Here is a 22039-nt window from a genome sequence, read left to right as displayed (position 1 = left end):
GTATTCTTCAGTCCCGCGTACGCGGAAGAGCCAGTTGCAGCAGCCGTGCTTCGTCCGCTTGATCGCGGGTCAATTCGCCGGTCAGGGCGCCTTCGCTCATCACCAGGATGCGGTCGGAGATGCCCATCACTTCCATCAGGTCGCTGGACACCACGATCACCGCGATGCCACTGGCCGCCAGGTTGTGAATGATCTGGTAGATCTCCGACTTGGCACCGATATCGATGCCGCGGGTCGGCTCGTCCAGCAGCAACACTTTCATCGGCATCGACAACCAGCGGCCGAGAATCGCCTTCTGCTGGTTACCGCCCGACAGGAACAGAATCGGCTGGTCCGCCGACGGCGTGCGCACGTTCAGCGCGCTGATCTGCCGCTGGGCGTTGGTGCGTTCCCAGCCGCCCTGGATCAGCCAGCCGAAGCGCGCATGGTCGCGCCGCGCACTGATATTGATGTTCTCCGCAACACTCGCGCGGGGCACGATGCCTTCCTTCTTGCGGTCCTCGGGGCAGAGCAACACCCCCGCCGCAATCGCATCCCGTGGTGTCTTGAACGTCTGCGCCTGGCCATGCAGCACCAGGGTCCCCTGGGTGCTGCGGGACAGCCCGGCGAGCAGGCGCAACAACTCTGTGCGCCCGGCCCCCACCAGGCCGAACAGCCCGAGAATCTCGCCCTTGTTCACCTGCAGGCTCACCGGTTCCTGCAACCCCGGCCCGAGCAAACCTTCGACTCGCAGCGCTTCACCGCAGTGCTCGCGCGGCCTGTAGTCGTAGATATCCTGGATATCGCGCCCGACCATGCAGTTGACCAACTGGTCGACGTTCAACTGCGTCATGTCCTCGAACGTGCGCACGAAGCGCCCGTCCTTGAACACCGTCACCGCGTCGCAAATGCGGAACACCTCCTCCATGCGGTGCGACACGTAGAGGATCACCCGGCCTTCATCCCGCAGCCGGGCGATGATCACCATCAGCCGCTCGATCTCACGGGCCGAGAGGCTGCTGGTGGGTTCGTCGAACGCAATCACATGGGCGTTGCGCGACATGGCCTTGGCGATTTCCACCAGTTGCCGCTGGCCGAGGGACAGGCTGCCCAGGCGCATGTTCGGATCGATTTCATCCGCCAGGCCCTTGAGCAGTTCCCGTGCCTTGCGCACCATCGCCCCGCGATTGACCACGCCAAAGCGCGACGGCATATGCCCCAGCAGCAGGTTCTCGGCGACGGTCATTTCCGGCACCAGTTGCAGCTCCTGGTGAATCACTGCGATGCCGCTGGCGATGCTGTCGGCCGCCGACTTGAAACTCACGCTGCGTTCGCCCAACTGCAAGCTGCCGCTGTTGGGCGGATAAAAACCGCCGAGGATTTTCAGCAAGGTCGACTTGCCCGCGCCGTTCTCGCCCATCAGCGCATGCACCGAATGGGGCCGCGCTTCGAAGCTGATCTGCGCCAGGGCCTTCACCCCGGGAAACTCCTTGCCGATGCCGTTGAAGCGCAGGCTCTCTGCAGCGGCGCTGTTCATTTCCACAGACCGATCTTGCTCAACTCTTCCTTGAAGTTGGCGCGGGTGATCAGGGTCACGTTATCCAGTGCGGTGAACTTGGCAGGCTCAGTGCCTTTGGTCACCCACTCGAACATCGAGGTCGCGGTTTTATAGCCGGACGCATCGGGGCTGAGCAGCATCGAGCCGTAGAAACCGGTGTCGGATTTCTTCAGTTCTTCGATGGCGTCGGTGCCGTTGATGCCCACGCCAATCACGTTCGTGGCCTTGAAGCCGGCGCTTTCGGTGGCGCGTACGCCGCCCAGTACGGTGCTGTCGTTCATGCCGCCAATCAGCAGGTTTTTCGCGCCGCTGGGCAGTTTCACCAGGGCCGAGTTGGTGGAGTCCATGGCGCCCGGCACGTCGAGGGTTTTCTGCGCGGTGAACAGGATATGGTCAACCGGCAGGCCGGCGGCCTTGAGGCCTTCTACCGACCCGTCGGTGCGCTTCTTGCCGGTTTCCAGCTCGTCGAAGGTATTGATGACGGCGTAGGTGTCCTTCCAGTCCCAGTTGCGATGCTTGGCTTCGGTGGCCATGGCTTCGCCTTGTTTCTGGCCGATCTTGTAGGCGTCCAGGCCGACGTAAGGCACGTCTTCCATGGGCTTGCCCTTGGCGTCGACGAAGCGGTCGTCTACCGCCAGCACTTTGAGGTTATTCAGCTTGGCCTTGGCCATGATCGCAGGGCCCAGGGACACGTCCGGCGGGCAGATCACGAAACCCTTGGCGCCGTTGGCGGCCAGGGTATCGATGGCGGACAGGGTTTTCTCGCCGTCGGGCACGGCGATCTTGATCACGGTGAAACCATGGTCCTTGCCGGCTTTTTCAGCGAAGGCCCATTCGGTCTGGAACCAGGGCTCTTCCGCCTGCTTGACCAGGAAGCCGATCTTTACTTCTTCGGCAGAGGCCAGGCCGCTGAGCGCCATCGTGAGGGCAAGGGTGCCTAGTGTTTTCTTGAGCATGAACCACCTCTTCTTGTTATTTGGAAAAGTTTTAATCGTGGTACATCACCGACCGCCCACCATCGATCATCAGGCAGGTGGCATTGATAAAGGGCGCCTCATCGGTCGCAAGAAACAGTGCCGTCATCGCCACTTCAATCGGCTGGCCGATGCGCTTGGGCGGGTGCAGGTCGAAGGCACGCTGGCGCTCGGCGTGCGGGTCGGCAAAGCCGTTCCAGTAATCGACGTTGAGTTGGGTTTCGATATAGCCCGGCGCGATGGCATTTACGCGGATGCCCTTGGGCGCGTATTCGATGCCCAGTGCGCGGGTCAGCCCCAGCAGGCCGTGCTTGGCCACCGGGTACGGGAAGCAACCGGGAATGATGTGGCTGGAATGGGTGGAGGCGATATTGATGATGTTGCCGATGCCCTGCTCGATCATGTGCGGTAACACGGTGCGGCAGCCGTACCAGGCGCCGTCGAGGTCGATGGCGAAGCAGCGGCGCCAGTCTTCGTCGGTCATTTCCAGCGGGTCGCGGAACACGTTGACGCCGGCGCAATTGACCAGCACATCGACGCGGCCAAAGCGTTCGATAGCTACGTCCACCAGGGCGCGCCATTGATCCTTGGAAGTGATGTCGACAGGTTGTGCGTAGATCTCGGCGCCGTGTTCGCGCCAGTGGGCGGCGACCTGCTCGACCTTCTCGCCCTGGATATCACCGATCACCAGGCGCGCCTGCTGAGCCTGGAAGCAGGCGACGATAGCCTCGCCAATGCCTTGGGCGGCACCGGTGATGACCACGACTTTGTTCTTCAGTCGCTCGCCGTAAGTCGGCTCGGGCACCGGAGGTAACGACAACGGTTGTGCCTGCATCGCTTCACCTGTTTTGTTTTTGGTAGTGAGTGCTGATGCGCAAGACTATAAACCCAGAAACCGGAACATCTCAATATATAAATTATCATCCCATATAGTGAGCAAATATATAAAAAAACCGGCTTTAAAAGCCGGTCCTTTATGCACACTTAACCCTGTGCGAAATCCCTGAGGGCGTCGCCTTCCATGCGGTAGCGTACCCACTCTTCCTGGGGCTGGGCACCGATGGATTTGTAGAACGCGATGGCCGGCTCGTTCCAGTCCAGCACGCTCCACTCGAAACGCCCGCAGCCGTTGTCACAGGCGATTTTCGCCAGGTGGCGCAGCAACTTCTTGCCCGCCCCGCCACCGCGTTGCTCGGGGTTGATGTACAGGTCTTCGAGGTACAGGCAGTTGCTGCCCAGCCACGTGGAATAGCTGAAAAAGAACACCGCAAAGCCGATCGGCAAACCGTCGCGCAGGCAGATCAGGCCGTGGGCGGTGGCACCTTCACTGAACAGGCTGCGCTCGATGTCCACCACGCTGGCGATCACTTCGTGCCGGGCTTTTTCATAGTCGGCAAGCTCGGTGATGAAGGTCAGGATCTGCGCAGCATCGCTGGGCACGGCGGGGCGAATCTCGATGGTCATGGGCAGGCCTTGTCAGGGAAATAAAGCACACATACTAAGGCGCTTTAATGACCGATTGCAGTGCAATTTGATTCGCGGCTAACCTGCAGGCCATCGATCTTTGAGAATCCCCATGCCCTTCACGCCCTTGACCGACCTTGCCGCGACGTTATTGCCTCACGCCCTTGAGCCTTCGGAAGACGGCGCCCACGACCTGTCCCACTTGCAACGGGTGTGGCACAACGTGCGGTCGATCCAGGCAGAGGAAGGTGGCGATCTGGAGGTGCTGCTGGCGGCGGTGCTGCTCCATGACTGCGTCGCGGTGGAGAAGAATTCGCCGTTGCGTTCCAAGGCCTCAACATTGGCGGCGGACAAGGCCGGGCAGATTTTGCAGGGGTTGGCGTGGCAGCCCGAGACGATTGCAGCGGTGACCCACGCCATCGAGACCCACAGCTTTTCGGCGGGCCTGACGCCGGTGACGCTTGAAGCAAAGATTATGCAGGATGCCGACCGTTTGGACTCCCTCGGCATGATCGGCGTGGCCCGCACATTTTACATCGCCGGGCGCATGGGCAGCGGGCTGTATGACCCGGCTGACCCAACGGCGCAGCATCGCGAGTACGACGACAAGCGCTTTTGCCTCGATCATTTCCAGACCAAGCTGCTGCATCTGGCGAGCGGATTTCAGACGCCGACGGGGCAACGCATGGCCCTGGCGCGCCATGAACGGCTGAAGGGATTCATGGATCTGTTCATCGAAGAAATCGGCACACCATACTCCGCTGCGGGCTAACGCAAGCGCCGCGAACCACAGAACAATCCCACGTGCCGTGCATGGTAAAAAGTTGGGCATAAATCCAACAGACGCAAGGCTCTTCCATGCACGCCTCACCTGCGGTTGGCGGAAAACTGTTCGCCCTCTTCTGCCTCGCCAGCTACCTGCTTTCCCTGTCCTATGGCTCGACATTCTTGCTGTCGCTGCTGATCCATTCGCGCGGCGGCAACGAACACGACGCCGGCAGCGTGATCTCCATGGCGATGCTCAGCACCTTTGTGGCGGTGCTGGTTTCCGGGCATCTGGCCGACCTGCTGGGGGCTGCCAGGTCGATCGCCCTGCTCGGCGTATTGCTGGTGGTGGCGTGCCTGGGCTTTGCGCTGGCGCCGGGGTTCGGCGAGGGCTTGATGTTCTTTGGCTTGTCGTTGGGATTGGGCTGGGGCGTGTTCTACACGTTGGGGCCGATCATCGTCGCGATGCTGGTGGAACCGGCGCAACGGGCCAAGTATTTTGCCCTGCTGTCGGGCAGCATGATGACCGGAATCGGCTCCGGGCCACTGCTGGGGCGGGCGGCAAGTGCCCTGGATTTTTCGCTGACGGCGGCCTTTCATATAGCAGCGCTGGCGAGCTTGGTAGGTGTGCTGATTTTCTGGCGACTGGGTCGCGCGCTGAGTCAACACACCGCGCCGGTGGCGAAGATTTCCTGGTCGGCCACGCGCCAGGTGCTGTCATCGAAAGCGGTGTTCGCGATCATCATGGTGGGCCTCGGCGGTTGCGTGTTTGGCGGGCTGTCGAGTTTCCAGACCAGCTACGCAACGCTGCACGGGCTGGACTATTCGCTGTTCTTCCTGGGCTTCATGAGTGCGGCGATTACCAGCCGCCTGCTGATCGCCGGCATCGTGGTCAAGCGTGATCCGTATTGGGCGGCGTGTGTGTTGTCGGGGTTGATGCTGGTGTCGATTTTCCTGTTCGGGTTCAGGGTCAGCGGCAACTACAGCTACCTGCTGGCGGCCGTCACCCTGGGCGTCGGTTACGGCCTGACGTATTCGGTGATCAATGGTTTGGCTGCGAACGAGGCACCCGCTGGCACCACCTCCCAGGCGTTGCTGTTGTTCAGCCTGGCGTACTTTATCGGGGTGTTCGGTTTCCCGCTGCTGGCGGGCAAGGTCATCGTCGAATACGGCATGCCGACCCTGTTGATGAGCGTACTGGCGGTGGCGCTGCTCAATTGGCTGATCACGGTGGCGCGGTTGATCTGGCGCCGAATCTCGTCACACAAAATCTTACAAGCGACCTAAGACCGTTCGTCGGTATCGAGGCACGAATCACAAACGGGGGCGGACCAATATCAGGTAAGGACATTAATCATATGGAGACACCATCATGACGACTTCCAAATTTGCCGCCCTCGCCCTCACCGGTTTGCTGTCTGCTGTTTCGCTGAGCAGCTTTGCCGCCTCAACCTCCACCGGCCCGACGAATCCCATCGGCAGCCCGGAAAATCCTGCCACCCAAAAGTCCCAGGACTCCATGGGCACCGGCAGCAAAGCGATTGATGGCGGTTCCACCGTGGACCCGAGCGGCACTGACCCACGCGTCCAGGGCAATGACCAAAATCGCCAGGGCTTGGGCACTGATGTTGAAAACGGAAAAATGGGCACCGGTACCGGCAAGAGCGTCACGCCGGGTGGCGACGACTCCAATGTTCCCGGCGCGCCAAAACAGCCACACCCTTAAGCAAGTATCAGTCAGACGAACACCCAACCATTTCCCAGTGAAGAGGTATGCATGAACGTCGATCACAACCTTGAAAAAGAAGTCCTCACCCGTCTGCTCCACGCTCATCCCAGTGGGTTGGGCAAGGAAGTGCTGGACAACTACCGAGGTGAAAAAGTAGTGGCCAGCGCCTTGGCCACCTTGCAGGACCGCGGGTGGATCAAGGAAGGCCATGTGACCTGCAACGATGCCGGGGAACACGCGCTGAACCTGCCGATCAAGCTCACCGCGTCCGGCGTGGAAGCGGCTCGCAAGCTGGAAAGCGAAGCGGGCCAGTAACGCACTTTGTCTGGCCTGGCCCTTCGCGAAGGGCCAGAACCAGGAGGAGTATCGCAATGCCTCGTGGAAGCAAAGCCAAATACACCACCGAACAGAAGCGCAAGGCCGCTCATATCGAAGCGAGTTATGAGCACCAGGGCTTGTCTAAAGAAGAAGCCGAGGCCCGGGCCTGGGCCACCGTCAACAAGCAGTCGGGTGGCGGCGAAAAGGCTGGCGGTTCAGGCCAGCGCAAGGCCCCGGCGAAGAAGTCCCAGGACCGGCATGAGTCGGCCAAGCGGGCTGTGGCCAGTCGTGAAGGGCATTCGCGTAACAGCCGGGTTTCGCTGAGTACACAGACCAAGGAAAGCTTGCTGAAGGAAGCGCGCGCCAAGGACATTCCCGGGCGCTCGACCATGCGCAAGGATGAGTTGATTGAGGCGCTGAAAAAGGCCGGTTAACGCGGAACAAAATGTGGGAGCGGGCTTGCTCGCGAAAGCGGTGTATCAGTGCCAGATTCATTGGCTGAGCCACCGCATTCGCGAGCAAGCCCGCTCCCACATTTTTGGTCGGGTTTTCACCCAAGGAATCAGCGGTGGGCGGCCACCAGTAGCATCATTGGGCGTTCAAGCTCTTCTGCCAGTGCGGGGCGGGCTTTCAGGTCCGCTTCGCTCGGGCCCCACTCGTCGACATGAGTCAGGGTAAACCCCGCCTGGATCAACAGCGTCAGCAACGTGCCCACGGTGCGATGTTGCTTGATCACACCCTCCGCCAACCAGTTTGTCACCCGTGGTCCTTGCAACTGGTAGCTGTCCACCGGCCAGCTCTTGCGCCCTTGCTCATCAATCAGCCAGCCCGGCTGCCGGGGCGCCATGAAGATCGGGTGTTCGATGGAAAATACCAACCGCCCGCCCGGCACCAACGCTTGATGGATACGCGCGAACAGGCCTTTCAGATCGACGATGTAATGAAACGCCAATGAGCTGTAGGCCAGGTCGAAAGCGGCATCCGGAAGGTCGAGTTTTTCCAGGTCGGCGATGCCATAGGTGATGGCCGACGACGAAGTCATCTCCTTTGCCCGCGCCAGCATTTTTTGCGAGACATCCAGCCCCAGCACCTGCTCGGCGCCCTGCTCCCGGGCCCAGCGACTGAACCAGCCGTAGCCGCAACCCAGGTCTACCACTTTCAATCCCGACATGGGCGGCAGCATGGATTGCAACGCCGGCCACTCCGGCGCGCCGGCGAGGCCTTCTACCGAGCGACCCATTTTGCTGTAGCCCTCGAAGAAAACCTCGGTGTCGTAGATGTTCTGGGTCATGACGCTGCTCCGTGCTGAATGGCGACTATTCTGCCGAATCAGCCCTCGCTCAACAACGCATCCACTTCAGCCGTGCCCGGTGAGGTGGCCGGCCCCCAGCGCGTGACCGCCAAGGCCGCCGCCGCGTTCGCGCGACGTGCCGCGACAGCTGGCGCCAAACCATTGGCCAGGCCAGCGATAAACACCCCGGCGTGAGCATCGCCGGCACCGTTGCTGTCCACCGCCTTGACCTTGAATCCCGGCACATGCTCGGCCTGGCCATTACGGCTGATCCAGCAGCCATTCGGTCCATCGCGCACCACCAGCAAGGTGTCGGCGGGCAAGTGCTCGTTGAGCTTGAGCAATGCCCCCGCCAGATCGCTCGCGCCGGTAAAGGCCAGCGCTTCCGGACCGTTGCTGGTCCAGATATCGATACGCGGCAACAGGGCGACCATCAAGGCCGAGTCCGGTGCCTTCACCAGCGGGCCCGGATCGAACACCACCTTGATCTCGCGCGGCAACGCCAAAAGCCAATCGAGCAACGCCTGGGCCTTGCCTTCCAGCAGCAGGCTGTAGCCGCTGACGTACACGTAGTCGTCGTCGCGTGGTACCGCATTGGCCAGGTCTTGCGCCAGCAAGTCACCCTCAGCGCCAATATGGGAAATGAAGGTGCGCTCGGTAGTCGCTTCGGTCAGGGACACACACAGGCCTGTGTCCTTGTCGTCGCTGGCGGCCAGGGCCATTTCAATGCCCTCGGCCTGCATCGCCGCGCGCGCCAGGTCGCCGAAGCGGCCGGTGCCATGGCGGCCCAGGTAGACCACCGGCAAGCCGTTGCGTCGGGCCGCGGCCATCACGTTGAAGCCGCCGCCGGCTTCGAAGCTGGCGGAGTTGGCCAATACATCGCCGCCGGTGGCGGGCAATGTGTCGAGGGACATGACCAGGTCGACGATGACCTGGCCGCTGTGCAGCAATCTAGACATTAGCGCTCTCTACCAAAGCCGGGCGACGATCAGCCGCGCCACCCAGTACCGCATAAATCCCGCCGGCCACCAGGAAGGTGACGATCCAGCCCAGGCCGTTATGGCCCAGCCACGAATCGGACAGCGGCCCGGCGAACCAGATGTTCTCGGCCGTGGTGCCGATGGTGGTGAAGCTGAAACCCAGCACAATCGCAATCGCCCAGGCGCCGAACGCACGCCATTCAACTCCGCCACGGTACCAGTAGGCGCTGCTTGGCGTTACGTCCAGCAGGTCTTTGGGGCTGTAGTAGTGGCGATGAATCAGGTCGACGACAAAGATCCCGACCCAGGCGGTGATCGGTACCGCCAGCAACGAGATGAAGGTGATGAACGGGCCGTAGAAGCTGTCGGCGATCAGCATGAAGTAGATCGAACCGGCGAAGATCGCAACGATGTCGACGATCACCGCGTGCACGCGCTTGACCTTCAAACCGAGGGTCAAGGTGGTGAGCCCCGCCGAGTACACCGACAGGTTATTCGACAGCAACAGCCCGCCAAACGCGGTGATCAGGTACGGCACCGCCATCCAGGTCGGCAGCATGTCGCGGATCGCGATGATCGGGTCAGTGGCCGACGCCAGGTCATTGTTGCCCACCGACAGCAAGCCGCCGAGGGTGATCAACAGCACCAGCGGAATCCCCGCACCGAATGCCGCGGAGGCCACCAGGCGCACGGCCTTGACGCTGCGGTGCTGGTAGCGCGACATGTCGGCACCGGCGTTGGCCCAGCCGATACCGGTACCGGCGGCCATGGTGCCGACGCCGATGATCATCGCGCTCAACGGCGCAGGCGTGGCGTTGAATACCGCGCTCCAGTCGATGGTGGCGCAGAGGAAACCGCCCACCAGGATATTCAGTGCGCCGAACACGTAGGTGGCCCACTTCTGGATCACCAGCAAGGTGGCATGGCCCAGGCCCGACACGGCGAGGGTCAGCAGCACGAAGATGCCGATGAACAGCAGGGTCAGTACCGGAGCGCTTTTGGCGGCAACCGGCGAATTGAACAGGATCGAGCACAACGACAACAGCACGAACGCAGCCGTAGTGGTGTTGACGGTTTCCCAGCCGAGGCGCGACATCAGCGACACCAGCGTCGGGCCGATATTGCCGCGTACGCCAAAGATCGCCCGGGACAGGGTCAGGCTCGGTGCACGGCCACGACGGCCGGCGATGGAGATGATGCCCACCACCGCAAACGAGCCGGCGGCGCCGAGGATCGCCACGATGATCGCCTGCCAGATCGCCAGGCCGCGAAACGCTACGAGGGTCGCGCCCAGGGGCAAGCCGAGGATGCTGATGTTGGCCGCAAACCAGACCCAGAACAGTTGCAGCGGATGGCCGTTGCACTCGCCTTCCGGGACCGGCTCGATGCCGCGTGTTTCCAATTGCCCGGCGCTTTGGCCGGAAGAGGACGTACTCATGGTGGGGTGCTCCTGATGCCTGTTTTTTTGTGGTTGTGGCAGGTTGGCAAGTTGAATCTGTGTGCCGGTCTTCCTGACTCGACTGGATCAATGTGGGAGCTGGCTTGCCTGCGATAGCGTGGTGTCAGTCGATGATTCATCAACTGATCGACCGCTATCGCAGGCAAGCCAGCTCCCACATTTTTCGATCTGCGGTGCTCAGCGCAGCTCGAGCAGGCCTTGGACCAAGGGTTCCAGGTCCAGGCGGTTAACCTGCTTGACCTGTTCGATCATCGCCTCAGGCCAGCACTGCATCCCCAGGCACGCACCGAGCATCGCGCCGAGAATCGCCGCGATGGTGTCGGTGTCGCCGCCGAGGCTGGCGGCCATGCACAGGGCTTCGATGGCGTTCATTTCACCCACCGCGACTTGCTGTGCGAGGGCAAACGACACCACCACCGATTCCTGGGACGCCACGGAGGTGCCGATCAATTCGTAAAGCAGGTCGGTAAACAGCGCCTTGTCGCCGCTGTCGACACTCAAGGTGCGCGCCCAACTGATGCGGGTGGCGATACGCCCGCCGGCAATCCAGTGGCCGTGGTTTTCCGCCTGCTGGGCGATCTGCGTGCCGATGTTCAGCGCTTCGCCCAGATCGACGCCGTTGATCCCGGCGGAAACCACCGCCGCCACCGCCGCCGCGCTGGAGATGCCCAGGTTGGTGTTATGGGTGACCTGGCACGCCTGGATCACCGCCTGGATAAACTGCGCCGGGTCGTTGACGTCCGCCGCGATGCCCACCGGGGTGATGCGCATGGCGGCGCCGTTGGTGGTGCCGTAGCGCCCGGACTCTTCCGGGGTATGGCCCGCCAGGATCATGTCGATCGCCCGTTTGGTTGACGGGCCCAGCAAATCCTGGGAGCCCTTGGCGCGCATCACCGCTTCCCAGTCGATCAAACGTTGGGCGAGTTCGGTGGGTTCAATCCTGCCCTGCCCGTCCACCAGCAACTGGCCGACGAGGATCGCCTGTTCGGTGTCATCGGTGATCGAGCCCTTGGGCATGTTCGGCGCGATCGGCTGATCGGCGTCGGCATCTTCCAGGCCGGTGATCGCGCCGAAACGCGCCTTGACCTGCTCGCGGCTCAGGGACTGGGTGGGCATGCCCAACGCATCGCCCAAGGCCAGGCCGTAGAAGGCGCCGAGGGCGCGGGTGGTGGCGGTCATGTCGGTGTTCCAAATTGAAGGTGCAAGCGGAAATGCAGAGGGTCGAGCAGGCTTTCGACGGATTCCATGAAGCGGTCCTGGCGGTCGTAGGTGGTGCGCAGGGCCTTGAGGAACACCGTGCCCACCGGGCGCCCCAGGAGCTGGGCGTCTTCTTCGTTCAGAGGCTCGGCACCGATCCATTGGTTGCCGGTGGCGCCGACATAGCCATAGGCCGCCAGGGTGATGGTCAGGGAATTATCGATCAGGCCGACTTGCGGCAGGCTTTCCAGGCCACCGGAGGCCGGCATCAGCGAGCGCTCCAGGGACACGAACGTGCCGTCGGCAGCGCGACGGCGGCGGTCGAGGGCGATGAATTGGTCGCTGCCGTGACGGCTGAGCAGGTCCGGACGGGTGACGGCTTCCAGGCGCAGGATTTCGGAGGTCACCACCGCGCCGGTGTCGGCCAGGGCTTGGGCCCAGCCGCTGCGCTGGTCGAGCACCATGCCGTCGAAGGTGACGATGGAGCCGACACCGCTTTGGGTGGCGATGTAGCTGCGGCGCTTGAGTTCGGCCAGGGCTTCACGCAGGGTGCCGCGGCTGACGGAAAACTCTTCGGCCAGTTGGTGCTCGCCCGGCAGCAGGACACCGTCGGCCATCACTCCACCCTCGATACGGCGGATCAGCTCGTCGACGACGCGTTTTTTCTTATCAAATCGGACATGTCTAATCATGTACAAATTGATAACCGAAAGCGCCCGGCTACAGCAAGCGAATTATTTCAGGGAGAGCGAGAAATCAGCCTCAGGGCTCCAGGCCGATGGGGAAAAATACCCCGCCGCTCCAGACGCCAAGCCAGTTCTTACCGTTGATCGGACGGGTCACCGCCAGCTCCACCAGCTGGTAGAACGCATTGCGGTGAACCAGGGCTTCGAGGTTGGTGCGCACCCGCAGGTATGGCGAGGGTTCCTGGGTGTCCGGGTCGATCACCACCCGCAGCGGATGCTCGATACCGGCCTCGACCTGCTCATCCACGTTGGTGGTAAAGCGCAGGACCTGGCTTTCGCCCTGCCCTTCGACTTCCAGGGTCACGGCGACGAAGGGCGCGTCATCGACCTTGATCCCGACCTTTTCCACCGGGGTGATCAGGAAATAATCATCGCCATCGCGGCGGATGATAGTGGAGAACAGCTTGACCATCGGCTTGCGGCCAATCGGCGTGCCCATGTAGAACCAGGTGCCGTCGCGGGCGATGCGCATGTCGATATCGCCGCAAAACGCCGGGTTCCACAGATGCACCGGTGCGGGCCCCTTGCCCTTGGGCAATTGCGCCAACAGGTCATTGGCCTTGGCCGAATCGGTCATGCTGCTCTCCTTGTGTCTTACTGATCGCTCATGCCCAACAGGCTGCGCGCGTAGTGCGCCAGGGGCTTGCCGATCAGGTCATCCGGCTTGTTGTCGTGGAACGTCAGTAAACCGCCACGGCTGTGAATGCGCACAGTATCAATCAAATACTGGGTGCTGGTCTCGATCAACATGACCTGAATGGTGCCGGTGTCGATACCCAGGCGATCCACCGCCTCCTGGTCAGACCATTCATCGGCGTTGCCGATACGGTCATCCGCCTGGGCGAAGCGGCAGTACAGCAGGTAATGCGCACCCGCCGCGCGGGCTTCCGACATCGCCTGCTCGAGGCCTTCCGGCTTGCGGGCGCGGCGGACCATCGGGAAATATTCGACAAAGCCGTTGAAGGCTTCCTCGGCCACCACGTTAGGCCGCGGATAAGCACTGCCCGGCGGGGTGAAGGCGCCCTGGGCGATGAAGACGAAGGAGTCCGGCTGTATGCGGACCGAATTGACGCGGCGAGTATCGCTGTGGTCCAGCAGCCCGGCATCGCTCATCTGATAGCGCGTGCCTTCGGCCATATCACTGACGGTCATGCAGCCACCCAGCGCGAGTGACGCCAGCACCAAAACCAGACTACGCATCCTAATTCTCCAGAGGCCGGTGACGGAAAACCGGCGAATGGGCACGAGATGCAGATTTTGCGCCAGCTTGCGAGACTAGCCGCCGATGATCTTCATGATGGTGGCGCCGCCGGAGAAGGCCACTTCCTGCTTGTCACCCAAGGCCTTGACCAACAAGCGCTGCAAGGCCGGCAGGGCCTGGTGGCGGGGTTTGTCCAGCAGGTCGCCGACGTAGTGGCGGTTGCTCGACGACAGGCAGCCATGCAGCCAGCCAGTGGACGACAGGCGCAAACGCGAACAGGTCCGGCAGAACGGCACGCTTTCGTTGGCAATGACACCGAAGAAACCTTTGCCGGGCACTTCGTAGCGCACGGCAGTGGCATCCACCGGGGCGTTGGCTTGCAGGTATTCGTACTGTTCGCCGATCAGGCTGAGCAATTGCTGAAGGCTGACGAATTGCTGCAGGAACGCGTTGGAATCGTTGGCGAGGTGGCCCATGCGCATCAATTCGATAAAGCGCAACTCGTAGCCACGCTCCAGGCAGTAGTCGAGCAGCGGCATCACCTGGTCGAGGTTCTGGCCGCGCAGCGGCACCATGTTGACCTTGATCTTGATTCCGGCGGCGCTCGCCTGGTCCATGCCATCGAGCACGGTGGCCAGGTCGCCACCGCGAGCGATGCTGCGGAAGGCGTCGGCGTCCAGGGTGTCGAGGGACACGTTGATCCGGCGAATCCCGGCGTCCACCAGCAGCGGCAGTTTGCGCGCCAGCAGTTGGCCGTTGGTGGTCAGGCTGATATCACTGAGCCCCATCTGCCCCACCGCGCCCATGAAGGCTTCCAGCTTGGGGCTGACCAACGGTTCACCGCCGGTAATCCGCAGGCGCTCGATGCCGGCGGCCTCGATCAGGTACTCGACACCCCGCGCCATCGCCTCGGCCGACAGTTCGTCCTGCGCAGCCACCAGCCGCTTGCCGTTGGGCACGCAGTAGGTACAGGCGTAATTGCAGGCTGAGGTCAGGCTGATCCGCAAATTGCGGAATCGCCTGCCTTGACGATCAACGATCATGGATCACTCCGGCAGAGGATAATTCGGGCGCACTAAAACCTGACTGAAAAATCAAGTTTTAGCAAGGTCCTTGCCTGAGTATATTCCTGGGTTACTGCGCTGGGCAGGAAATCATATCGCCATCACGCTGGCGAATGATTCAAGTGGCCGGCGTTTCGGCGTTCGGCAAATCGGTGCTGTGCTTGCGCTTATTGCCCATGCGCACGCCGATGTCCATCAGGAACTGGAAGAAACCTTCCTGGTCTTCCAGCACATTGCTCCAGAACGGCGAGTGGTACAACGCCACGGCGCCGTGCACCAACGCCCAGGCGGCGCAGTAGTGGAAATACGGTGGCACGTCTTCGAGCTTGCCTTCGCTGATACGGCCCTTGATCAGCAGGGTCAGGCGTTCGAAGTTCGAGGCACGGATCTTGTGCAGCTCCTCGACCATTTCCGGCACCTGATGGCCCTTCACCACTTTTTCTTCCAGGCGATCAAACAAGCGGTAGCGCTGCGGGTCACGCATGCGGAACTCGAAGTAGGCGCGGGACAGCGCTTCCTTGTCCTTGTCGACATCGGCCGAGTGCAGCAGCTCGTTCAGGTCGCGCTCGTAGTCGAGCATCAGGCGCAGGTAGATCTCGGCCTTGGACTTGAAGTGCTTGTAGATGGTGCCTTTGCCGATACCCACGGCATCCGCAATCATCTCGACGGTGACGCTGTCTTCACCCTGGTCGAGGAACAGCTTGAGTGCGGTGTCGAGAATTTCCTGCTCGCGGCGGCGAAACTCACGGACCTTGCGGGGTTCTTTGTGCATAAGAAAAAGGTCTGCAGAGATGGATATTGGAAGGGCGTTCGCTCCCCAAGCCGTGCTTGTCGGAACGTTTTACCCGGTGCGCGGGATTATCCCGACTGAACGGTCGTTGGGCAACGCCTATATGAACAACCTTTGCACTTAACTTACAGCACGCCAACGAATGTGCCGATTCGAGTCAGAAATAAAACAGGTGATTGGCGCGTGTGCATCGCATCCAATGAGAACTCAACCGAAGCGGGCGTATTCCAAATCTGTTTAAAAAACGATCAGATGTGGCTGGACTGAATCGGATACTGATCAATACTTGAAATGTCGGCGTGGCATCTCCCCCAAGTGACGCGTCGACCTGGGTACCGACGGACTGCGTACCCTTGTTTTACTCCTAATGGTCTTAGCCCGGATTCACCCCCCAGAACCCGGGTTTTTTTTGCCTGCGATTCAGTGGCCGACGTGGGCCAGCGGGAACAGGCGCTTGAAGTTCTCGGTGGTCTGTTCGGCAAAGCGCTCGTAGGACTCGCCCCGCAGCATCGCCAGGTAATCCGCCACATCCCGTACGTATTCCGGCAGGTTGGGTTTGCCGCGATGAGGAATTGGCGCCAGGTACGGCGAATCGGTTTCCACCAGCAGGCGGTCTGCCGGGACCTGGCGTGCAACATCGCGCAGGGCATCGGCGTTGCGGAAGGTCACGATGCCCGACAAGGAAATGTAGAAACCAAGGTCCAGCGCGGCCTTGGCCATGTCCCAGTCTTCAGTGAAGCAATGCAGCACACCAGCCTGGGGCAGCGCGGCTTCGCGCAGCAGGGTCAGGGTGTCGGCACGGGCGCCACGGGTGTGGACGATCACCGGCTTGCCAGTCTGCCGGGCGGCTTGCAGGTGCAGACGGAACGACGCCTGCTGCAACTCGGCAGCTTCCGGTTCGTAGTGGTAATCCAGGCCGGTCTCACCGATGGCCACCACGCGCGGGTGATTGAGTTCACCGAGCAGCCAGTCGAGGGCCGGGGCTTCGCCGGGCTTGAGGTCCAGCGGGTGAATGCCCACCGAGCAGTCGACGTCGGCATAACGATCGGCCAGGGCTTTGACGTCGGCGGCGTTTTCCGCGCTGACGCCGATGCACAGGAAGTGCCCTACCCCGCGCTGGCGCGCAGCTTCAAGGGCAGCGTCGAGGGAGCCGCCGTGCTGGGCCAGGTCGAGGCGATCAAGGTGGCAATGGGAATCTACGAGCATAGGGATCTACAACTTGAGTCACGGAAAGTGTCTGGCCAACGATACACCCGTCGGCCACTGAAATTAACGGCGGCCGAGCAAACCGACCCACTGCACCAGCAAGGCCTCAAGCAACAGCACGCGATTGAGGTTGGCCTTGCCGAGGACCTTCTGGCGTTGGGCGAGGATCCAGTCCTGGATGTTCAGCACCTTGTCCTGGGCGCTCTTCTGCGCCAGGTATTGCACGACTTTGCGCATGTCCGGCAGCCCAAGGCCGTTTTCGTCCTGGGTCAGCTGGTAGCGCAGGATCAGGCTCGACCAGTCGCAAAACCAGTCGAACAGCAGCAGCAAGGGAATGTCTTTCCAGGCGCTTTCGGCCAGTTGCGTGGCCGACACTTCCTGCTTGAGCAGTTTCTTCACCCCGTCCACCACCTGCGCACGCTGTTCACGCACGCCCTGGGCCTGGAGCTTGACCGCCGCCAGGGGCGAACCGGCCGCCAGGGTCAGCAACTCGACGCGCTCCGCCTCGCCGCAGTCCGGCAACGCCTGGGCCAGCCACTGCAGGCTCATGGCTTCGCTCGGCAACGGGCAGGCCTGCTGCACGCAGCGGCTGCGAATGGTCGGCAGCAGGCGGCTGGACTGGTGGCTGACCAGCAGCAGCACGGTATCGCCGGACGGTTCTTCCAGGCTCTTGAGCAAGGCGTTGGCGGCGTTGATGTTCATCGACTCCACCGGTTCGATCAGCACCACCTTGCGCCCGCCCATCTGCGCGGTCTGCACCACGAAGCTGACCAGATCACGCACCTGGTCGACCTTGATCGCCTTGTCGGCCTCTTCCGGTTCCAGCAGATAATTGTCCGGGTGGCTGCCGGCCTTGAGCAGCATGCAGGATTTACATTCGCCGCAGGCTTCCAGGCCGTTGGGCCGCTGGCACAACAAGCTTGCCATCAGCCGCTCGGCCAGGGCGCGCTTGCCGATGCCCACCGGGCCGTGGAGCAGGTAGGCGTGGGCGTGCTGGGCACGGCCCGCCAGTTGCTGCCAGAGGCTGTCCTGCCACGGGTAGGCTTCAGCCACGGACACGCTCCACAAGCTTCGGCAACAGGGCGTCAATGCACTGCTGAACCTGAGTCAACGGTTGTGCGGCGTCCAACAGGTAGTAACGGGCGGGGTCGGCTTCGGCGCGCTTGAGAAACGCGCCGCGCACAGCTTCAAAAAAGACTCGGGTTTCCAGTTCGAAACGATCGAGGCGACCCCGGGCGGTGGCACGGGCCATGCCGACTTCCACCGGGAGATCGAACACCAGGGTCAGGTCGGGCCGCAAATCGCCCTGGACGAAGGTTTCCAAGGCCGCAATGCGCTCCAGGGACAAGCCACGGCCGCCGCCCTGATAGGCATAGGTGGAATCGGTAAACCGGTCACAAATCACCACGGCGCCCCGGGCCAGTGCCGGGCGAATGACTTCGGCCAGGTGCTGGGCGCGGGCGGCGAACACCAGCAACAGTTCGGTGTCGGGGTTCATCTGTTCGTCGCCCGGGGTCAGCAGCACTTCACGGATACGCTCGGCCAGTGGCGTGCCGCCAGGCTCACGGGTCAGCAGCACCTCGATACCTTCGGCGCGCAGGCGCTCGGCCAGGTATTCACGGTTGGTGCTCTTGCCGGCGCCTTCCGGGCCTTCCAGGGTAATAAACAAGCCAGTCACAGGCAGTCCTTAGTCAGAGTCATTGCGGGCTTTGCGGCGCGGCGTCATCGGGTGCCGGAGCCGGCTCGGCGGGCGTATCCAGCGGCGCGTCCGCAGGCTTTGCCGCCGGCGCCGGGCTGGAACGGTAATCGGCGCGACGCTTCATCTGGAACTCACGCACTGCTGCGTTATGCGCATCCAGGTTATCCGAGAAAATATGGCTGCCATCGCCTCGGGCAACGAAATACAGGCTGCTGCCCGCCACCGGGTTCAGCGCAGCATGAATCGCCTCCCGCCCGACCATGGCGATCGGCGTCGGCGGCAGGCCGGCGATCACGTAGGTGTTGTAGGGCGTGGCTTCCTTGAGGTGCGCACGGGTCAGCTTGCCGGTGTAGCGCTCGCCGAGGCCGTAGATCACCGTCGGGTCGGTTTGCAGCAGCATGCCGATCTGCATGCGCCGCACGAATACCCCGGCGATCTGGCCGCGCTCTTCCGGCACGCCGGTTTCTTTCTCCACCAGCGAGGCCATGATCAGCGCTTGATAGGGGTCGGTGTACGGCGCATCGGCCGCGCGCTTGCTCCACTCCTGGGCGAGGACATCGTCCAGACGGTTGTAGGATTTTTTCAGCAGTTCGACGTCGCTCATGCCGCGTACGAAGCGGTAGGTGTCCGGGAAGAAGCGCCCTTCAGGGAATACGCCCGGGTGGCCGAGTTTTTCCATCACCTCGCTGTCACTCAGGCCGGACAGGGTCTGCTCGATCTTTTCATGCTTGGCCAGGGCCGCGCGCACCTGGCGGAAGTTCCAGCCTTCCACCAGCGTAATGCTGTACTGCACCACTTCGCCACGCTGCCACAGGCCGATCAGGCCCTCGGCGGTGAGGCCCGGGGTCATGCGGTATTCGCCGCTGTGCAGCGGCTGGCCGTCGAGGTTGAAGCGCCAGTAGAGACGCAACCAGAACGCATCCTTGAGCACGCCGTCATTTTCCAGGCGATTGAAGGTGCCGGTGGGCGTCGCGCCAGCCGGTACGTCCAGCAATTGCTCCTGGGTCAGATTCAAGGGCTGTTCAAGGGCCGAGTTCAGCTTCCAGGCCGAAGCGCCCAGCAGCAAACCCGCCAGGACCAGACCGATCTCCAGCAACAATACAAATTTACGTCTCAAATCAAATATCCAATAGTGCGCGAACAATGCCCTGCAGTTTACGGGTGAGCGGCCCAACCGGCCAGCTCATCGCAGCACATCCGCGCACCGGCCAAATGCCATATACGCTGTTGCACACCAAGACTTCATCGGCCTGTTGCAGCTGCTCAAGGCTGATATCGGCCACGCTTGTCGGGATGCCCAACGCCTGCGCCTGGGCCAACAGCTCGGCCCGCATGACGCCGGCGACGCCACAGCGATTCAGATCAGCGGTCAGCAACACGCCGTTACGCACCAGAAACAGGTTGCTGAAGACGCCTTCGATGACTCGACCGGACATATCCAGCATCAAACCTTCGGCGTGTTCGGCATCCTGCCACTCGGCGCGGGCGAATACCTGTTCCAGGCGATTGAGGTGCTTGAGGCCGGCAAGCAACGGTTGCTCGGACAAACGCGTGGTACACGCAAACAGGCGGATGCCTGACGCTGCATGTTCCGGGGGATAAGTGGCAGGGGAACTGCCTTGCAGAATGCGCCGCGCCGGAGCGCCAGCACTGATGCCATAACCGCGCTGGCTGTCGCCACGGGTCAGGATCAACTTGAGTACACCGTCACCCAGGGCAGCGGCGTAGGCCAGCAATTCGCTGCGGATCAGGGGTTGATCCGCAACAATCGCCAACCGCCTGCAACCTTCTTCAAGGCGCTGCAGGTGGCGGTCAAGCAGCACGGGCTGCCCGGCCTTGACGGCAATGGTCTCGAACAGCCCATCACCGTATGCCAGGCCACGGTCTTTCAGGGGCACTGCGCCCGCCGGCTGACCGTCGACCCAGCTCTCCATCACTCGGCGAACCGGCGGAACACCAGGGAACCGTTGGTACCACCAAAACCGAACGAGTTGGACAGCACCACGTCGATCGGCATCTTCTGCGGCTCGTGAGGCACGAAGTTCAGGTCGCAGCCCTCATCCGGTTCATCGAGGTTGATGGTCGGCGGAGCGACCTGATCCTTGATGGCCAGCACGCTGAAGATTGCCTCGACCGCGCCCGCCGCACCCAACAGGTGCCCGGTCATGGACTTGGTGGAACTGACCGCCAGCTTGTAGGCATGCTCGCCGAACACCGACTTGATGGCCTCGGCTTCCGCCAGGTCGCCGGTCGGGGTCGAAGTGCCATGGGCATTGATGTACTGCACCTGGTCAACGTTGACCTTGGCATCACGCAACGCATTGGTGATGCAGCGTGCAGCACCCGCGCCGTCCGACGGAGGAGAGGTCATGTGGTACGCATCACCGCTCATGCCGAAACCAATCAGCTCGGCGTAGATGGTGGCGCCACGGGCCTTCGCGTGCTCCAGCTCTTCGAGTACCAGCGCACCGGCACCGTCGGCCAGAACAAAACCGTCGCGGCCCTTGTCCCACGGACGGCTGGCACGGGTCGGCTCGTCATTGCGGGTCGACAACGCACGGGACGCGCCGAAGCCGCCCATGCCCAAACCGCAGGCGGCCATCTCGGCACCGCCGGCGATCATCACGTCGGCCTCGTCATAGGCGATATTGCGCGCCGCCATGCCGATGCAGTGAGTGCCCGTGGTGCACGCCGTGGAAATGGCGTAGTTAGGCCCCTGGGCACCCAAGTGGATGGACAGGAAACCGGAAATCATGTTGATGATCGAGCCAGGCACGAAGAACGGTGAAATTCTGCGAGGGCCGGACTCATGCAGGGTGCGGCTGGTTTCTTCGATATTGGTCAGACCGCCAATACCCGAACCCATGGCCACGCCGATGCGCTCACGGTTGGCGTCGGTGACTTCCAGGCCGGCATTACGCACCGCCTGAAAACCGGCTGCCAGGCCGTATTGAATGAACAGGTCGAGTTTGCGGGACTCTTTGACCGAGAGATATTCCTCGACATTGAAGTCCTTTACCGAGCCGCCAAAACGGGTGGAATAGGCAGAAAGGTCCGTGTGTTCGATCAGACCAATACCACTGCGGCCAGCCAGAATGCCCTGCCAACTGCTCGGCACATCCGTACCCAGTGGCGACAACATACCCATACCGGTGACTACGACGCGTCTACGCGACACAGCACTCTCCTTTTTCTAATGACGACACTTTGCATCAGGCTTAAAGGAAAAAACCGCACGCCATAGGGCAGTGCGGTTTTTCCATCACAGCAAGCGACGATTACAAACTATTACGCCTGGTGGCTAGTAACGTAGTCGATAGCAGCTTGAACGGTAGTGATTTTTTCAGCTTCTTCGTCCGGGATTTCGGTCTCGAATTCCTCTTCCAGAGCCATCACCAGCTCAACGGTGTCAAGGGAGTCGGCACCCAGGTCTTCAACGAAGGAAGCGCTGTTGGTCACTTCTTCTTCTTTAACGCCCAGTTGCTCGGCAACGATTTTCTTGACGCGCTCTTCGATGGTGCTCATACCTTGTTTTCACTCCTAATGGACAAATTCAGGCAGCTGGCCAGTGGGTAAGTGTATAGAAAGACTTTTCAGCTTTTCAACTGAAAGCTTCACC

General features: G+C 61.8%; 25 protein-coding genes. 5 read left to right on the top strand and 20 right to left on the bottom strand.

Features of this window, described 5'->3' with window-relative positions:
* Positions 1–7: 7 nt before the first annotated feature.
* The 4 genes from araG to HX824_RS12710 form a co-directional block, all read right to left on the bottom strand.
* Positions 8–1516, bottom strand: a complete 1509-nt coding sequence (gene araG, locus HX824_RS12725; protein ID WP_004371233.1) for an L-arabinose ABC transporter ATP-binding protein AraG — start codon at positions 1514–1516, stop codon at positions 8–10.
* Positions 1513–2493: a substrate-binding domain-containing protein gene (locus tag HX824_RS12720; RefSeq protein ID WP_008434927.1), complete on the bottom strand. Its 981-nt coding sequence runs from the start codon at positions 2491–2493 to the stop codon at positions 1513–1515. Before HX824_RS12720 ends, araG begins: the two co-directional genes overlap by 4 nt.
* Positions 2494–2524: 31 nt before the next feature.
* Positions 2525–3346: an SDR family oxidoreductase gene (locus HX824_RS12715; RefSeq protein WP_004371237.1), complete on the bottom strand. Its 822-nt coding sequence runs from the start codon at positions 3344–3346 to the stop codon at positions 2525–2527.
* Between the two features lie 149 nt (positions 3347–3495).
* Complete coding sequence (locus HX824_RS12710) at positions 3496–3975, bottom strand: GNAT family N-acetyltransferase (protein WP_004371239.1); 480 nt, start codon at positions 3973–3975, stop codon at positions 3496–3498.
* 112 nt (positions 3976–4087) lie between these two features.
* On the opposite strand from HX824_RS12710, the gene HX824_RS12705 reads away from it, so the two are divergent.
* The 5 genes from HX824_RS12705 (at position 4088) to HX824_RS12685 (ending at position 7221) form a co-directional block, all read left to right on the top strand.
* Positions 4088–4747, top strand: a complete 660-nt coding sequence (locus tag HX824_RS12705; protein WP_177027701.1) for an HD domain-containing protein — start codon at positions 4088–4090, stop codon at positions 4745–4747.
* 86 nt (positions 4748–4833) lie between these two features.
* Positions 4834–6027: an MFS transporter gene (locus HX824_RS12700; protein WP_087692765.1), complete on the top strand. Its 1194-nt coding sequence runs from the start codon at positions 4834–4836 to the stop codon at positions 6025–6027.
* A gap of 85 nt (positions 6028–6112) precedes the next feature.
* Positions 6113–6466, top strand: a complete 354-nt coding sequence (locus tag HX824_RS12695) for a hypothetical protein (RefSeq protein WP_102604805.1) — start codon at positions 6113–6115, stop codon at positions 6464–6466.
* Positions 6467–6517: 51 nt separating this feature from the next.
* Positions 6518–6784: a hypothetical protein gene (locus tag HX824_RS12690; protein ID WP_017475797.1), complete on the top strand. Its 267-nt coding sequence runs from the start codon at positions 6518–6520 to the stop codon at positions 6782–6784.
* A 56-nt stretch (positions 6785–6840) separates the two neighbouring features.
* On the top strand, positions 6841–7221 hold the full coding sequence (locus HX824_RS12685) for a Rho termination factor N-terminal domain-containing protein (protein ID WP_177049275.1): 381 nt from the start codon (positions 6841–6843) through the stop codon (positions 7219–7221).
* A gap of 128 nt (positions 7222–7349) precedes the next feature.
* On the opposite strand, the gene HX824_RS12680 is transcribed toward HX824_RS12685, so the two are convergent.
* The 16 genes from HX824_RS12680 to acpP all read right to left on the bottom strand — a co-directional run bounded on the left by HX824_RS12680 (position 7350) and on the right by acpP (position 21945).
* Positions 7350–8078 (bottom strand): bifunctional 2-polyprenyl-6-hydroxyphenol methylase/3-demethylubiquinol 3-O-methyltransferase UbiG, encoded by a 729-nt coding sequence (locus tag HX824_RS12680; RefSeq protein WP_177019569.1) that lies wholly within the window; start codon positions 8076–8078, stop codon positions 7350–7352.
* Positions 8079–8116: 38 nt separating this feature from the next.
* Entirely contained in the window at positions 8117–9037 is a 921-nt protein-coding gene (locus tag HX824_RS12675; protein WP_177054610.1) for a PfkB family carbohydrate kinase, read from the bottom strand.
* Complete coding sequence (locus HX824_RS12670) at positions 9030–10496, bottom strand: cytosine permease (protein WP_008434943.1); 1467 nt, start codon at positions 10494–10496, stop codon at positions 9030–9032. The genes HX824_RS12675 and HX824_RS12670 overlap by 8 nt, the downstream gene beginning before the upstream one ends.
* A gap of 198 nt (positions 10497–10694) precedes the next feature.
* Positions 10695–11696 carry an ADP-ribosylglycohydrolase family protein gene (locus tag HX824_RS12665; protein WP_004371263.1) on the bottom strand — a complete coding sequence of 334 codons (1002 nt, stop codon included), beginning with the start codon at positions 11694–11696 and terminating at the stop codon, positions 10695–10697.
* Complete coding sequence (locus HX824_RS12660) at positions 11693–12406, bottom strand: GntR family transcriptional regulator (RefSeq protein WP_080673275.1); 714 nt, start codon at positions 12404–12406, stop codon at positions 11693–11695. Before HX824_RS12660 ends, HX824_RS12665 begins: the two co-directional genes overlap by 4 nt.
* Before the next feature lie 70 nt (positions 12407–12476).
* The gene (locus HX824_RS12655; protein WP_177054609.1) at positions 12477–13037 is read right to left on the bottom strand and encodes a DUF1285 domain-containing protein; all 561 of its coding nucleotides are present in this window, start codon (positions 13035–13037) and stop codon (positions 12477–12479) included.
* A gap of 17 nt (positions 13038–13054) precedes the next feature.
* Positions 13055–13660: a DUF4823 domain-containing protein gene (locus HX824_RS12650; protein WP_063027950.1), complete on the bottom strand. Its 606-nt coding sequence runs from the start codon at positions 13658–13660 to the stop codon at positions 13055–13057.
* A 75-nt stretch (positions 13661–13735) separates the two neighbouring features.
* Complete coding sequence (locus tag HX824_RS12645) at positions 13736–14704, bottom strand: GTP 3',8-cyclase MoaA (RefSeq protein ID WP_004371275.1); 969 nt, start codon at positions 14702–14704, stop codon at positions 13736–13738.
* Positions 14705–14843: 139 nt separating this feature from the next.
* Positions 14844–15497, bottom strand: a complete 654-nt coding sequence (locus HX824_RS12640; protein ID WP_004371278.1) for a TetR/AcrR family transcriptional regulator — start codon at positions 15495–15497, stop codon at positions 14844–14846.
* Between the two features lie 438 nt (positions 15498–15935).
* A complete protein-coding gene (locus HX824_RS12635) occupies positions 15936–16721 on the bottom strand; it encodes a TatD family hydrolase (protein ID WP_169386005.1) in 786 nt (261 codons plus the stop codon).
* Between the two features lie 63 nt (positions 16722–16784).
* Positions 16785–17774, bottom strand: a complete 990-nt coding sequence (locus HX824_RS12630) for a DNA polymerase III subunit delta' (protein ID WP_177008413.1) — start codon at positions 17772–17774, stop codon at positions 16785–16787.
* Positions 17767–18399, bottom strand: coding sequence for a dTMP kinase (gene tmk / locus HX824_RS12625; RefSeq protein WP_008434959.1), 633 nt, complete (start codon positions 18397–18399; stop codon positions 17767–17769). Before tmk ends, HX824_RS12630 begins: the two co-directional genes overlap by 8 nt.
* 19 nt (positions 18400–18418) lie before the next feature.
* Positions 18419–19537: an endolytic transglycosylase MltG gene (gene mltG, locus HX824_RS12620; RefSeq protein ID WP_023659249.1), complete on the bottom strand. Its 1119-nt coding sequence runs from the start codon at positions 19535–19537 to the stop codon at positions 18419–18421.
* A gap of 1 nt (position 19538) precedes the next feature.
* Positions 19539–20354 carry an aminodeoxychorismate lyase gene (gene pabC, locus HX824_RS12615; RefSeq protein WP_177054608.1) on the bottom strand — a complete coding sequence of 272 codons (816 nt, stop codon included), beginning with the start codon at positions 20352–20354 and terminating at the stop codon, positions 19539–19541.
* Entirely contained in the window at positions 20354–21598 is a 1245-nt protein-coding gene (gene fabF, locus HX824_RS12610) for a beta-ketoacyl-ACP synthase II (protein WP_004371291.1), read from the bottom strand. Before fabF ends, pabC begins: the two co-directional genes overlap by 1 nt.
* Before the next feature lie 110 nt (positions 21599–21708).
* Positions 21709–21945, bottom strand: coding sequence for an acyl carrier protein (gene acpP / locus HX824_RS12605; RefSeq protein WP_004371293.1), 237 nt, complete (start codon positions 21943–21945; stop codon positions 21709–21711).
* Between the last annotated feature and the right edge of the window lie 94 nt (positions 21946–22039).

Source organism: Pseudomonas sp. D4002 (genome assembly GCF_013385665.1).
Lineage (GTDB): Bacteria > Pseudomonadota > Gammaproteobacteria > Pseudomonadales > Pseudomonadaceae > Aquipseudomonas.
The sequence above is the reverse complement of the archived record's forward strand: the minus strand, read 5'-3'. Positions and strand labels throughout refer to the sequence as shown.

Bases quoted from the DNA above. Each gene is read 5' to 3' on its own strand.
- araG (WP_004371233.1), bottom strand. From the start codon at position 1,516: ATGAACAGCGCCGCTGCAGAGAGCCTGCGCTTCAACGGCATCGGCAAG.
- HX824_RS12720 (WP_008434927.1), bottom strand. From the start codon at position 2,493: ATGCTCAAGAAAACACTAGGCACCCTTGCCCTCACGATGGCGCTCAGC.
- HX824_RS12715 (WP_004371237.1), bottom strand. From the start codon at position 3,346: ATGCAGGCACAACCGTTGTCGTTACCTCCGGTGCCCGAGCCGACTTAC.
- HX824_RS12710 (WP_004371239.1), bottom strand. From the start codon at position 3,975: ATGACCATCGAGATTCGCCCCGCCGTGCCCAGCGATGCTGCGCAGATC.
- HX824_RS12705 (WP_177027701.1), top strand. From the start codon at position 4,088: ATGCCCTTCACGCCCTTGACCGACCTTGCCGCGACGTTATTGCCTCAC.
- HX824_RS12700 (WP_087692765.1), top strand. From the start codon at position 4,834: ATGCACGCCTCACCTGCGGTTGGCGGAAAACTGTTCGCCCTCTTCTGC.
- HX824_RS12695 (WP_102604805.1), top strand. From the start codon at position 6,113: ATGACGACTTCCAAATTTGCCGCCCTCGCCCTCACCGGTTTGCTGTCT.
- HX824_RS12690 (WP_017475797.1), top strand. From the start codon at position 6,518: ATGAACGTCGATCACAACCTTGAAAAAGAAGTCCTCACCCGTCTGCTC.
- HX824_RS12685 (WP_177049275.1), top strand. From the start codon at position 6,841: ATGCCTCGTGGAAGCAAAGCCAAATACACCACCGAACAGAAGCGCAAG.
- HX824_RS12680 (WP_177019569.1), bottom strand. From the start codon at position 8,078: ATGACCCAGAACATCTACGACACCGAGGTTTTCTTCGAGGGCTACAGC.
- HX824_RS12675 (WP_177054610.1), bottom strand. From the start codon at position 9,037: ATGTCTAGATTGCTGCACAGCGGCCAGGTCATCGTCGACCTGGTCATG.
- HX824_RS12670 (WP_008434943.1), bottom strand. From the start codon at position 10,496: ATGAGTACGTCCTCTTCCGGCCAAAGCGCCGGGCAATTGGAAACACGC.
- HX824_RS12665 (WP_004371263.1), bottom strand. From the start codon at position 11,696: ATGACCGCCACCACCCGCGCCCTCGGCGCCTTCTACGGCCTGGCCTTG.
- HX824_RS12660 (WP_080673275.1), bottom strand. From the start codon at position 12,406: ATGATTAGACATGTCCGATTTGATAAGAAAAAACGCGTCGTCGACGAG.
- HX824_RS12655 (WP_177054609.1), bottom strand. From the start codon at position 13,037: ATGACCGATTCGGCCAAGGCCAATGACCTGTTGGCGCAATTGCCCAAG.
- HX824_RS12650 (WP_063027950.1), bottom strand. From the start codon at position 13,660: ATGCGTAGTCTGGTTTTGGTGCTGGCGTCACTCGCGCTGGGTGGCTGC.
- HX824_RS12645 (WP_004371275.1), bottom strand. From the start codon at position 14,704: ATGATCGTTGATCGTCAAGGCAGGCGATTCCGCAATTTGCGGATCAGC.
- HX824_RS12640 (WP_004371278.1), bottom strand. From the start codon at position 15,497: ATGCACAAAGAACCCCGCAAGGTCCGTGAGTTTCGCCGCCGCGAGCAG.
- HX824_RS12635 (WP_169386005.1), bottom strand. From the start codon at position 16,721: ATGCTCGTAGATTCCCATTGCCACCTTGATCGCCTCGACCTGGCCCAG.
- pabC (WP_177054608.1), bottom strand. From the start codon at position 20,354: ATGGAGAGCTGGGTCGACGGTCAGCCGGCGGGCGCAGTGCCCCTGAAA.
- acpP (WP_004371293.1), bottom strand. From the start codon at position 21,945: ATGAGCACCATCGAAGAGCGCGTCAAGAAAATCGTTGCCGAGCAACTG.